A 12,746-nucleotide genomic window follows, 5' to 3' on the forward strand; every position below is an offset into this window, starting at 1 on the left:
GACAAGCGCGCAATTGATCGCCAGATGAACTTGGAAAACCTCCAGACTTAGCTGACGGTGGCGGCGTCACGCATCCTGTGTGCGCTTGGGTTGCGCATTCGCCCTGGCCTTCCAAAGCGGGGACACCCCGTGTAAACGCGGGGCTCAACGATAATCCCGCCACGCGCGTCCGGGCGCAGGGTTCTGGCCCTGCCCGATCGGGCGCGCTTGGCCTGACAAGGCCCCCGATGCCCAAACGCACCGACATCTCTTCGATCCTGATCATCGGTGCGGGTCCGATTATCATCGGACAGGCCTGCGAGTTCGACTATTCCGGGACCCAGGCCTGCAAGGCGCTCCGCGAGGAGGGCTACCGGATCGTCCTGGTCAATTCGAACCCCGCCACCATCATGACCGATCCGGACATGGCGGATGCGACCTATGTCGAGCCGATCACCCCGGAGATCGTCGCCAAGATCATCGAGAAGGAGCGCCCGGACGCGATCCTGCCGACCATGGGCGGCCAGACGGCCCTGAATTGTGCCCTCTCGCTGCAGAAGATGGGTGTGCTGGCCCAGTACGGCGTGCAGATGATCGGTGCCACCGCCGAGGCGATCGACAAGGCCGAGGACCGGAGCCTGTTTCGCGACGCCATGACCAAGATCGGGCTCGACACCCCGAAATCGGCGCTGGCCAACGCCTCGGCGGCCAAGAAGGCGGATCGCGAAAGATATCTCGGCGAGGTCGCGCGCATCGAGGCCGCCAATACCGATCCGGAGGCCCGCCAGACCGCGCTGAAGGCCTTCGAGAAGAGCTGGGCGGCCGGCGAGACCGACCGGCGCAAGCGCTACGGCGAGCACGCCATCGGGCAGGCGCTGATCGCGTTGGCCGAGGTCGGCCTGCCGGCGATCATCCGCCCGTCCTTCACCATGGGCGGCACCGGCGGCGGCATCGCGTACAACCGGGAGGAGTTCCTCGACATCGTGGAGCGCGGCATCGACGCCTCGCCGACCAACGAGGTGCTGGTCGAGGAGAGCGTGCTCGGCTGGAAAGAGTACGAGATGGAGGTCGTCCGCGACAGGAACGACAACTGCATCATCGTCTGCTCCATCGAGAACATCGACCCGATGGGGGTGCATACCGGCGACTCGATCACCGTCGCCCCGGCGCTGACGCTCACCGACAAGGAGTATCAGGTGATGCGCGATGCATCCCTGGCGGTGCTCCGCGAGATCGGCGTCGAGACCGGCGGCTCGAACGTGCAGTTCGCGATCAACCCCGAGAACGGGCGGATGATCGTGATCGAGATGAACCCGCGCGTCTCGCGTTCCTCGGCGCTCGCCTCGAAGGCCACCGGCTTCCCGATCGCCAAAGTCGCGGCGAAGCTCGCGGTCGGCTACACGCTGGACGAGATCGCCAACGACATCACGGGCGGCGCCACGCCGGCCTCGTTCGAGCCGACGATCGACTACGTCGTTACCAAGATCCCGCGTTTCGCCTTCGAAAAATTCCCGGGCGCCGAGCCGACGCTGACCACCGCCATGAAGTCGGTGGGCGAGGCCATGGCGATCGGCCGTTGCTTTGCGGAATCCCTGCAGAAAGCGCTCCGCTCGCTCGAAACTGGTCTTACCGGCCTCGACGACATCGAGATCGAGGGGCTGGGCAAGGGCGACGACCACAACGCCATCAAGGCGGCCATCGGCACCCCGACCCCGGACCGGCTGCTGAAGGTCGCGCAGGCCCTGCGCCTCGGCGTCAGCCACGAGCAAGTCTACGCCTCCTGCAAGATCGACCCGTGGTTCCTGGAGCAGCTCCAGGCGATCATCGATCTGGAGATGCGGGTGAAGGCCCATGGCCTGCCGGGCACGGCCGGCGCCTTCCGCCAACTCAAGGCGGCGGGTTTCTCCGACGCGCGCCTCGCGGTGCTGGCGGGCCTCGAGGAGGCCGAAGTGCAGGCCAAGCGCCGGGCGCTCGCGGTGCGGCCGGTCTACAAGCGGATCGACACCTGTGCGGCCGAGTTCAAGTCGCCCACCGCCTACATGTACTCGACTTACGTGGCGCCGTTCGCCGGCGCGGTGGTCGACGAGGCGCAACCGACGGATGCCAAAAAAATCGTGATCCTCGGCGGCGGTCCGAACCGCATCGGCCAGGGCATCGAGTTCGATTATTGCTGCTGCCACGCCTGCTACGCGTTGTCGGATGCGGGCTACGAGACCATCATGGTCAACTGCAACCCGGAAACGGTCTCGACCGACTACGACACCTCGGACCGGCTCTACTTCGAGCCGCTGACCGCCGAGGACGTGCTGGAGATCATCGAGACCGAGCGGCAGGCCGGCACCCTGCACGGGGTGATCGTGCAGTTCGGCGGCCAGACACCGCTGAAGCTCGCCCGCGCCCTCGAATCCGCGGGTGTGCCGATCCTCGGCACCTCGCCGGACGCCATCGACCTCGCCGAGGACCGCGACCAGTTCAAGCGGCTCCTCGACAAGCTGCAGATGAAGCAGCCCAAGAACGGCATCGCCTATTCGGTGGAGCAGAGCCGGCTGGTGGCCGAAAATCTCGGCCTGCCCTTCGTGGTGCGCCCGAGCTACGTGCTGGGCGGCCGCGCCATGGCGATCATCCGCGACGAGACTCAGTTTGCCGACTATCTGCTCGACACGCTACCAAGCCTGATCCCCTCGGAGGTCAAGGCGCGCTACCCGAACGACAAGACCGGCCAGATCAACACGGTGCTCGGCAAGAACCCGCTCCTGTTCGACCGCTACCTGTCTGACGCGGTCGAGGTCGACGTCGACGCGGTCTGCGACGGCAGGGACGTGTTCATCGCCGGCATCATGGAGCACATCGAGGAGGCCGGCATCCATTCCGGCGACTCGGCCTGCACGCTGCCGCCGCGCTCGCTCTCGCCCGAGACCATGGGCGAGCTGGAGCGTCAGACCAAGGCGATGGCGCTCGCGCTCAACGTCGTCGGCCTGATGAACGTGCAGTATGCCATCAAGGACGGCACGATCTACGTGCTGGAGGTGAACCCCCGCGCCTCGCGCACGGTGCCGTTCGTCGCCAAGGTGATCGGCGAGCCGATCGCCAAGATCGCCGCTCGGATCATGGCGGGCGAGGCGCTGGCCACCTTCGGCCTGAGGCCCAAGACCCTGCCGCATATCGCCGTCAAGGAAGCTGTATTCCCGTTCGCGCGCTTCCCCGGGGTCGACGTGCTGCTCGGGCCGGAGATGCGCTCCACCGGCGAGGTGATCGGCCTCGATGCGAGCTTCGGCGTAGCCTTCGCCAAGAGCCAGCTCGGGTCGGGCACGCAGGTGCCGAAGGCAGGCAGCGTGTTCGTCTCGGTGCGGGACGCCGACAAGGTCCGCATCCTGCCGACCATGAAGCTCCTGTGCGACCTCGGCTTCACCATCGTGGCGACCGGCGGCACGCAGCGCTATCTCGTCGAGAACGGTGTCCCGGCCGAGCGGATCAACAAGGTGCTCGAAGGCCGCCCGCACGTGGTCGACGCGATCAAGAACGGCGGGATCCACCTCGTCCTGAACACCACGGAGGGCGCGGGCGCCCTGTCGGACTCGCGCTCGCTCCGGCGCGCGGCCCTCTTGCATAAGGTGCCGTATTACACCACTCTAGCCGGCGCGATGGCCGCGGCCGAGGGGATCAAGGCCTACTTAGAAGGCGATCTCAAGGTCCGCGCGTTGCAGGAATACTTCGCGGCCTGAGCCTCAGGATCCCGCTGAATTCATCTCGTGGCCCGGAGAGAGTGCTGCACTCTCGGCCGGGCCTCTTCATTGTGGCGCGAGACGATGACGATAGACAAGGTTCCGATCACGGTGCGCGGCTTCGCAGCCCTCGAAGAGGAGCTGAAACACCGCCAGCAGGTGGAGCGCCAGCGCATCATCCAGGCGATCGCCGAAGCGCGCGCGCTGGGCGACCTGTCGGAGAACGCCGAGTATCATGCCGCCAAGGAGGCGCAGTCCCACAACGAGGGCCGCGTCATGGAGCTGGAGAGCATGATCGCGCGCGCCGAGATCATCGACGTCACCAAGCTCTCGGGCAGCAAGATCAAGTTCGGCGCCACCGTGAAACTCGTCGACGAGGACACGGAGGAGACGAAGACCTACCAGATCGTGGGCGAGCCGGAGGCGGACGTGCGCTCGGGCCGGGTCTCGATCACCTCCCCGATCGCCCGCGCGCTGATCGGCAAGGGCGTCGGCGACACGGTCGAGGTGACGACGCCCGGCGGCGGCAAGTCCTACGAGGTCGTCGCTGTTCAGTACGGCGGCTGAGCGCATGCCCTGGCGCGTTCAGGGGCGGCTCGCCGGTGCGATCCTTTGCGCCGTCGCGGGCTCCGCGGCGGCGGATGATTTTCCGGCGACCACCCGGTTTTCCGACATTCGCGTCGACGTGCGGCCGCTTCTGGATAAGGGCGCGGGCCAGCAGGCGGACGCGCTGGCGGCCGACCTGACCGAGGCCCTGCGCAAAAACTTCGCGGATCGGATCGGCGGTCGCGGCCCGCGCCTCGTCGTTGTGGTGAGCGGCCTGTCGCTGCGGCCCTATGTCGGCAGCGGCGCGCGGCTGGGCTTGGGCGGCAACTTCCAGACCGACTATCTGGAAGGCGAGGCGCTGCTGGTCGGGCCGAAGGGTCAGATTCTCGGTCGGCACCCGCAGATGACCGCGACGCCGTCGAGCTACGGCGGCGCGTGGTATGCCCAGGACTTCGAGGGTCGCCGGCTGGCGGCGATTGCCGACATCTACGCCCAGTGGCTCGCGCGGGATTTGCCGCGGGAGTAGGTGAGCTTTGCCGACCAGCGTTTCCAAGGTGGGACGACGCCGATCCGGCGGTGCGGGATCTGTCCGGGTCATCCTGATGTGCCGTAGCGCAGCGAAGGTCTCGAAGGAGCCCTTCAGGCGTCACGGTGGTCTCTGGAGCCCTCCGTCGAGGCCCGCTGACGCGGTCACGTCAGGATGAGGGGGTGGATGGGATCGAAGGTCCGATCTCGACGTGCGGTGCTCCGGCAGTCGGACTCGGCACCGGGGCAGAAGCGGGTTTCTTGAGCGAGGCGCATGGCAAGCATCGACGTGACGCTGGCAAAACCCGCCCTGCGCAACCGCCCGGGCGCGCGATCCGAGCCCCTGCCCGAACTGGCCCGCGCCCGCGCCTGGATCGTCACCGACGGCAAGGCCGGCGACGAGAACCAGTGCGTCGGAATCGTCGAGACGCTGGGGATCGCGCACGAGATACGGCAGGTCCCGGCCTCCGGGCCGTTCGGCTGGATGGCGCCCTGGGGCCCGATCGATCCGCGCGAGGGCCCGCGCCGCCGCGCCGGCGCCTTGGCGGGTCCCTATCCCGACATCCTGATCGCTTCGGGACGCCGGTCGGTGCCTTATCTACGGGCCGTGCGGCGCGCCACGGGCGGGCGGACCTTCACGGCCTTCCTCAAGGATCCGCGCACCGGCGAGGACAGCGCCGATTTCATCTGGGTGCCGGATTACGACGACCTGCGCGGACCCAACGTCTTCACCACCCTGACGGCCCCGCACCTCGTGACCGCAGCGCGGCTCGCGGCCGCCCGCGATCGGCCCGATCCGCGCCTCGCGCGCCTCGACGGACCGCGCGTGGCCGTGCTGGTCGGCGGCGACAGCCGGCATTTGAGCTATCGCAAGACCGACATGGTCCGCCTCGTCGGGGACCTGCGCAGCCTGGTGGAGCAGGGCTGCCGGCTGATGGTGACGATCTCCCGCCGGACCCCCGATCCGCTCCGCAACGCCGTGAAGGCGCTGGCCGCCGAGACCGGCGGCTTCCTCTGGGACGGGACCGGCGAGAACCCCTACGTCGCCATGCTGGCGCTCGCCGAAGCGATCGTGGTCACCTCCGACTCGGCCAACATGGTGAGCGAGGCCGTGGCCACCGGGGCGCCGGTCCTGCTGTTCGACCTGCCGCGCACCTATATCCGGCACCGGCGGATGTTCGCCGGGCTCGCGATCGCCGGAGCCCTGCGACCGTTCACCGGTCAGTTGGTGAATCTGACGTACAAGCCGATCGATGCGACGCCGGTGATCGCCGAGGCGCTGGCGAATGCCTATGCTGCGCACCGGACGGCCGAGCGCGCCTGAGGAGTTAGAGATGGCCCACACGCATGCCAAGCTGGTGATCATCGGCTCGGGGCCGGCCGGCTACACGGCGGCGATCTACGCAGCCCGCGCCATGGTGGAGCCGCTGCTGATCTCGGGCTTCCAGCCGGGCGGCCAGCTCATGATCACCACGGATGTCGAGAACTATCCGGGCTTCGCCGAGGCGATCCAGGGTCCGTGGCTGATGGAGCAGATGCGGCTCCAGGCCGAGCATGTCGGCACCCGCATCGTCTCCGAGTACATCACCAAGGTCGATCTCAGGCAGCGGCCGTTCCGGCTTGAGGCCGATTCGGGCGAGACCTATTCCTGCGACGCGCTGATCATCGCCACCGGCGCCCAGGCCAAGTGGCTCGGGATCCCCTCCGAGGCGACCTTCCAGGGCGGCGGCGTCTCGGCCTGCGCGACCTGCGACGGCTTCTTCTTCCGCGGCAGGGAGGTCGTGGTGGTGGGCGGCGGCAACACCGCGGTCGAGGAGGCGTTGTATCTGGCCAACATCGCCAGCAAGGTCACGGTCGTCCACCGCCGCGATGCGTTCCGGGCCGAGCGCATTTTGCAGGAGCGCCTGTTCAAGCACCCGAACGTCGAAGTGCTCTGGCACCGGGAGATCGCCGAGATCTGCGGCGTGCAGAAGCCCGCGCCGAGCGTCACCCATGTCCGGCTCAAGGACCCGCGCTCCGGCGAGATCAGCGAGGTGAAGGCCGACGGGGTGTTCGTGGCGATCGGCCACCAGCCGGCGACCGCGCTCTTCGAGGGGCAATTGCCGATGCGCCACGGCGGCTACCTGACCGTCAAGCCCGGCACCACGGAGACCGATATCCCCGGCGTCTTCGCGGCGGGCGACGTGACCGACGACGTCTACCGACAGGCGATCACCGCCGCCGGCATGGGCTGCATGGCCGCGCTGGAGGCGGAGAAGTTTCTGGCAAACCTGGAGATCGGCGAGAATCCGGTCCAGGCCGCGGCCGCCGAGTAGGGTGATCGACGCGGTTCGTTCAACATGCGGTTGTGTTGATGGCGCAGACCGGCGGTCTTCCTCCGAAATCCTGATCCCCGCGCTTGCGCTCGATCATGCGCCGTGCGCATAGGAGTGTCGACTGCGCCGGGATGCATGAAACGCATACCCGCGCGGTGCGGTGTGTGGAGTTCTCCGCGGCCGGCGCCGCGCAGCTCGCCCGGTGATCCGCCTGCTTCGCCATGCCCCCGCCTCGCACGGGCGCTGGCCAGGGGCACGCGCTGGTAGGGGTTCTGGCCTTGGACTGGGATAAGATCCGGATCTTCCTGAACGTCGCGGAGGCGGGCAGCTTCACCAAGGCGGGCGACGATATCGGCCTCAGCCAATCGGCGGTGAGTCGCCAGATCAGCGCCCTGGAGCGCGAGCTGAAGGCGCCCCTGTTCCATCGCCACGCGCGGGGACTCCTCCTCACCGAGCAGGGCGATCTGCTGTTCCGGGCCGCCCGGGACATGAAGCTGCGTCTGGAGAATACCCGCGCCCGCCTCGTCGAGACGGCCGAGCGGCCGACCGGCGATCTCAAGGTGACGACAACAGTGGGACTCGGCACGTCCTGGTTGTCGCAGCGGGTCGGCGAGTTCCTCGATCTCTACCCAGACGTGCGGATCGAGCTGATCCTCACCAACGAGGAGCTCGATCTCGCCATGCGCGAGGCGGACGTGGCGATCCGGATGCGACGCCCCGCCCAGCCGGACCTGATCCAGCGGCGCCTGTTCACCGTTCACTACCATGCCTTCGCGAGCCAGGATTACGTCAAGCGCTTCGGCGAGCCCAAGTCCATCGACGATCTCGACGACCACCGCCTCGTCTCGTTTGGCGGCAACGAACCATCCTACCTGCTCGCGGCCCATTGGCTGGCCGATGCCGGCCGTGATGGGCGCGACCGCCGCCAAGTCCACCTGACGGTGAACAATATCGGCGCCCTGCAGCGCGCCATGGAGGCGGGTGCCGGCATCGGGATCCTGCCCGACTACGCGGTGGATGGCGACCAGCAGCTCGTGCAGGTGCTGCGCGAGACCGAGATGCCGAGCCTGGAGAGCTACCTCGTCTACGCCGAGGAGATGCGCTCGGTCGCCCGGGTTCAGGCGTTCCGCGATTTCCTCGTCTCGAAGGCACAGCGCTGGACCTATTGAAGGCGCAATGCTCAAATCCAGACTCTGCTGGAGATGAATCATGCGCCCGGTTGTGCCGACGACACTGGTGCTGGTCCTATGCATCGCCTCGGGGGCCCAGGCGGATGACTGCGCGGAGGCGTGGTATCAGCGCAATCTGATCTACAAGCAGGCCGGCTACTGCTTCCGCACCGATCGGGCGATCCGCACCTTCGGCAACGCCGAATGCCGCTACGATTCGATGCGGGATGTGCGCCTGTCACCCCAGGAGCAGAGGGCGGTTGCCCGGCTCCAGGCCTTCGAGCGCGCCCACGCCTGCCCGCCGTAGCGCGCCGTCATCAGCGAGGGTGGCGCCATTCCCGAGGTCGAAGCGCCTCTTTCCCGGACGGGTGGAGCGAGAGCCGAACCTGATCCGGGAGCCAGCGCACACAGCGCCACAGGTTCATCCGGACCGACGCGCCGCGAGGTCTCGAGCGGATCCCGGGCCGCATTCCGCTGGCCCTGCATGCACCCGGGAAAGGCCGCCGTTGCGGCGGTGCGGTCACACGAACAACCGCTCGCCCTCCAGCCCCTTGTAGAGCCCCGCGACCTGCTCGCCGTAGCCGTTGTAGATCAGGGTGGTCACGCGCTGATCGGTGCCGAGCACCCGCTCGGTCGCCTGGCTCCAGCGCGGATGCGGCACGGCCGGATTCACGTTGGCCCAGAAGCCGTACTCGGAAGCCTGCAGCCCCTCCCAGAAGGTCTTGGGCCGGTCGGCCGTGAACGAGACCTTCACGAGCGACTTCGCAGACTTGAAGCCGTATTTCCACGGCACCGCGACGCGGATCGGCGCGCCGAACTGGTTGGGCAGCGGCTTGCCGTAGACGCCCGTCACCATGAAGGCGAGGTCGTTGCCGGCTTCGGCCAGCGTCAGGCCCTCCGTGTAAGGCCAGGGGTAGAAGAAGGCGCGTTGGCCCGGGGCCATGGCCTTGTCCATGAAGGTCTCGAAGCGGATGTACTTCGCGCCTGAGGACGGCTTGGCGAGCGCCACGAGCTTGGCGAGCGGGAAGCCGGTCCACGGCACCGCCATCGACCACGCCTCGACGCAGCGGTGGCGGTACAGCCGCTCCTCCAACCCGATCTTCCGGATCAGGTCGTCGACACCGATCTCGAACGGCTTCTCGACGAGGCCGTCGATCTTCAGGGTCCAGGGCTGGGTCTTGAGCGCGTTCGCGGCGGGCAGCACGGTCTTGGACGTGCCGAACTCGTAGAAGTTGTTGTAGTCGCCGCTGAACCGTTCGGGCGTCACCGGCCGGTCGAGGGTGTAGGCGGGGTTCGGCGGGGCCGGATAGGGCGACGGATCGCCCGCGGCGGCCAGGGCGGTTCGGCCACCGAGGAGCGAACCCGCGGCGAGCCCGGCCGCCCCGCCGATCAGCGCGCGGCGGTTCAGGAACAGCGCCTCCGGGGTGGCAAGGTGCTCCGGGATCTCCCATCCGCGCTTGCGCTTGATCAACATCGCCGACTCCTCGGTTTCCCGCGCCTACAACCCACAGATCGGCCGAGGCCGATAGGCCTGCAACCGCTGCAGCCTCACCTTTCGGCGAGGGCGGCCGGGCGGTTACGCGTCCAGGTGCCGCGGCCCGGGATCCGTGTTGGTTTCGACAGGGCGGGGCCCCGGCCGGTTCTGCACCATCCCTGTCCCGGGCGCATGCAGCGCCGGCGGAATGCGTCCCAGGATCCAGCGCACGACCTGGCGAAGCGTCGATCACGATCATCCTGGGCCGCAGGCGCGTCGCTCTCTGTGCGGGATCCCGGATCGGGTTCCGCAGGCGCTTTACCTGTCCGGAAAAGGGGGCGCGCCGGGCATCCCGGGGTGCCGATCCCATGCCGCGCACGTCGCCAAACACTTCGGAACGGTCGGGGCGAAGCCCTTTGGCGACGTTGAGGTCGAACGGGTTCTCAGGCTTCCGGCGTCTCGTCGCGCAGCATCCGACGGAGCACCTTGCCGACATTGGTCTTGGGCAGGGTCTCGTGGAAGATCACCTGCCGGGGCACCTTGTAGCCGGTGAGCTGCGCGCGCGCGTGGGCGCGGATCGCTTCGAGCGTGAGCGCCGGGTCCTTCCGGACCACATGGGCCACCACCATCTCGCCGGTCTCGGCGTTCGGCGCGCCGACCACCGCGCATTCGAGCACGCCGGGATGGGTCGCGAGCACCTCCTCGACCTCGTTCGGATAGACGTTGAAGCCCGAGACGAGAATCATGTCCTTCATCCGGTCGACAATCTTGAACTGGCCGTCCGGCAGCATGATCGCGACGTCGCCGGTGCGGAAGAAGCCGTCCGCCGTCATGGCGAGGGCCGTCTCCTCCGGCCGGTTCCAGTAGCCGCGCATCACCTGGGGGCCGCGCACGCAGATTTCCCCGGGCTGCCCAAGCGGGACCGGCTGACCGGCCGCGTCGCGGATCGAGACCTCGGTCGAGGGCAACGGAAAACCGATCGTGCCCGAGAACGCGCGCATGCCCCGCGGGTTGGCCGAGACGACCGGCGAAGTCTCCGACAGGCCGTAGCCCTCGATGATCGTGTTCCCGGTGAGCGCCTTCCAGCGCTCGGCCACCGCGCGCTGCACCGCCGTGCCGCCGCCGACCACGAAGTCGAGCTTCGAGAAGTCGACCGTCCCGATCTTCGGGTGGTTGATCAGCACGTTGAACAGCGTGTTGACGCCCATCAAGTGGGTGAACGGCGTCCGGCTCAAGGTCTTGACCATACCGTCGCAATCCCGCGGGTTCGGGATCAGGAGGCAGGCGCCGCCGGTGCGCATGAACTGGAAGAAGCACGCGGTCAGCGCGAAGATGTGATAGAGCGGCAGCGCCGTGACGCAGCAGCGCTCGATGCTCGGATCCTTCGAGTCGAACCAGAGTTGCGACTGCTCGACATTCGCCATGATGTTGCGGTGGCTCAGCATCGCCGCCTTCGCGACGCCGGTGGTGCCGCCCGTGTATTGCAGGAAGGCGAGATCCTCAGGATCGACCTGTATCGCCGCCCGAGGCAGCCCTCGGCCCCGGCGCAGGACGGCGGCGAATGGCACGGCGAGGCCGTCCGGCAGCCGGAACGGCGGCACCGCCTTGCGCACGTGCCGGCTGGCGAGGTTGATCACGCGGCCCTTCAGGCCGAGCCCGTCGCCGGGGCCGACCAGGACCACGCGATCCAGGGCGACATCCGGCACGACGGACGCGACCGTGGCCCCGAAATTCTCCAGCACGATCAGGAACCGCGCCCCGGAATCGGTGAGCTGCTGCGTGAGTTCCCGGGGCGTGTAGAGCGGGTTGGTGTTCACGATCGTCCCGCCCGCCAGCAGGATGCCGAAGATCGCCAGCGCGTAGGCCGGCACGTTCGGCAGCATGATGGCGACCCGGTCGCCCTTGGCCAGCCCCTCGGCCCGCAGCCAGGCCGCGAGATCACGCGCCTGCTGGCCGAGGGTCGCGTAGGTCATCGCCGCGCCGAAGCACAGCATCGCCGGCCGGTCGGCAAAGGAGGTCACGCTGGTCTCGAACAGCTCCACCAGGCTGCCGAGACGCGCCGCGTCGATCTCGGCGGGCACGCCCGGCGGGTAAGAGGCCAGCCAGGGATGCGCCGCGGCTTGGCCGGCCTTCGAAACGGGCCTCCGCTCCGACGGGGCTGCTTGCGCGCCGTGCTCGATCACGTTCGCTTGGTGCATCGGGTAGCCTCCCCGGGCCCGGCTCTCGACGGTCGGGTCCCTGAACGCAGAACGGTCCAACTGTGCGGGAAGGGCGCGCGCCCCGCAAGGCAGCCCCCTCAGATGGCCGGACGAAGCCGCCGCGCTGTCGTCAGAGCGGCGTGCGGCAGCGCGGCCATGATGAGCAGGAGGGCGGCAGGGCCGGCCTCGTCGGGGCGTAGCGCCCGCTGCGGCCAGGGTCCGAGCCCGAGCGAGCCGGACAGGCCGATCACGGCTGCGCCGAACCAGAGGGTCAGGAAGGCCAGCGTCCCCGCTCCGATTCGCTTGAGCCGCGGCCGCAGAGGACGGTTCGCCGCGATCGCGGACAGGCCGAGGATGCCGCCGAATAGCGCCGCCGCGACGCCGGCCCCGAGCGCGTAGGCCAGCCAGAGGGGCTGATGGGTCAGGAACGCCATCCCGCCGGTGGCGAAGCCGGCGCGCAGGATCACTCCGCCGAAGGTGGGATAGAGGCCGGCCAGCAGCAACGCAGCAGCGCCCGCGAGGCCGAACGCGGTTCGGCGCGGGACGGAGGCCGGCCCGGGCTGGGCCGCCACGTGGGCGAGGTGTGCGACCCCGTAGATCAGGGCGAAGGCGAAGAGCGGGTAGCGCCCGGCAAAATAGCCGTAGACCCAGGGCTCGACGGCTTCCGGCAGGACCGAGCGCTGGCTGAGTCCGGTCGCGGCGGCGAGGGCCAGGGCCAGCAACATGGCCAGGATTGGAACCGCTGCGCCGAGGCGCGTGCGCCATGGGTAAGGTGCCGCGGGGGCCGTCGGATGAGGCTGCGTGCGCTTCACGGAGCG

The 12,746-nt window shown here is 68.5% G+C and carries 10 protein-coding genes; 7 read left to right on the top strand and 3 right to left on the bottom strand.

The genetic code is table 11. From position 1 onward, the window contains the following. Window positions 1–227 precede the first annotated feature (227 nt). From carB to MKK75_RS05220, 7 genes are all read left to right on the top strand, one after another. Window positions 228–3,701, top strand: coding sequence for a carbamoyl-phosphate synthase large subunit (gene carB, locus MKK75_RS05190; protein ID WP_244041560.1), 3,474 nt, complete (start codon window positions 228–230; stop codon window positions 3,699–3,701). 90 nt (window positions 3,702–3,791) lie between these two features. Next, window positions 3,792–4,268 carry a transcription elongation factor GreA gene (greA, locus tag MKK75_RS05195; protein ID WP_244041595.1) on the top strand — a complete coding sequence of 159 codons (477 nt, stop codon included), beginning with the start codon at window positions 3,792–3,794 and terminating at the stop codon, window positions 4,266–4,268. A gap of 4 nt (window positions 4,269–4,272) precedes the next feature. Beyond that, window positions 4,273–4,773, top strand: a complete 501-nt coding sequence (locus MKK75_RS05200) for a hypothetical protein (RefSeq protein ID WP_244041561.1) — start codon at window positions 4,273–4,275, stop codon at window positions 4,771–4,773. A 273-nt stretch (window positions 4,774–5,046) separates the two neighbouring features. Then, complete coding sequence (locus tag MKK75_RS05205; RefSeq protein WP_244041562.1) at window positions 5,047–6,096, top strand: mitochondrial fission ELM1 family protein; 1,050 nt, start codon at window positions 5,047–5,049, stop codon at window positions 6,094–6,096. Between the two features lie 10 nt (window positions 6,097–6,106). After that, window positions 6,107–7,087, top strand: a complete 981-nt coding sequence (trxB, locus tag MKK75_RS05210) for a thioredoxin-disulfide reductase (RefSeq protein ID WP_244041563.1) — start codon at window positions 6,107–6,109, stop codon at window positions 7,085–7,087. A 278-nt stretch (window positions 7,088–7,365) separates the two neighbouring features. Then, window positions 7,366–8,256, top strand: coding sequence for a LysR family transcriptional regulator (locus MKK75_RS05215; RefSeq protein WP_244041564.1), 891 nt, complete (start codon window positions 7,366–7,368; stop codon window positions 8,254–8,256). 40 nt (window positions 8,257–8,296) lie between these two features. Beyond that, on the top strand, window positions 8,297–8,563 hold the full coding sequence (locus MKK75_RS05220; RefSeq protein ID WP_244041565.1) for a YARHG domain-containing protein: 267 nt from the start codon (window positions 8,297–8,299) through the stop codon (window positions 8,561–8,563). 213 nt (window positions 8,564–8,776) lie between these two features. Here MKK75_RS05220 and msrP read toward each other — a convergent pair whose 3' ends face one another. The 3 genes from msrP to MKK75_RS05235 all read right to left on the bottom strand — a co-directional run bounded on the left by msrP (window position 8,777) and on the right by MKK75_RS05235 (window position 12,653). Then, entirely contained in the window at window positions 8,777–9,730 is a 954-nt protein-coding gene (msrP, locus tag MKK75_RS05225; protein WP_244041566.1) for a protein-methionine-sulfoxide reductase catalytic subunit MsrP, read from the bottom strand. Between the two features lie 443 nt (window positions 9,731–10,173). Next, window positions 10,174–11,928, bottom strand: coding sequence for an AMP-binding protein (locus MKK75_RS05230; RefSeq protein ID WP_244041567.1), 1,755 nt, complete (start codon window positions 11,926–11,928; stop codon window positions 10,174–10,176). Between the two features lie 98 nt (window positions 11,929–12,026). Further along, on the bottom strand, window positions 12,027–12,653 hold the full coding sequence (locus MKK75_RS05235) for a hypothetical protein (RefSeq protein ID WP_244041568.1): 627 nt from the start codon (window positions 12,651–12,653) through the stop codon (window positions 12,027–12,029). Window positions 12,654–12,746 lie beyond the last annotated feature (93 nt).

Origin of the sequence: Methylobacterium sp. J-030, assembly GCF_022829545.1 — a bacterium.
Lineage (GTDB): Bacteria > Pseudomonadota > Alphaproteobacteria > Rhizobiales > Beijerinckiaceae > Methylobacterium.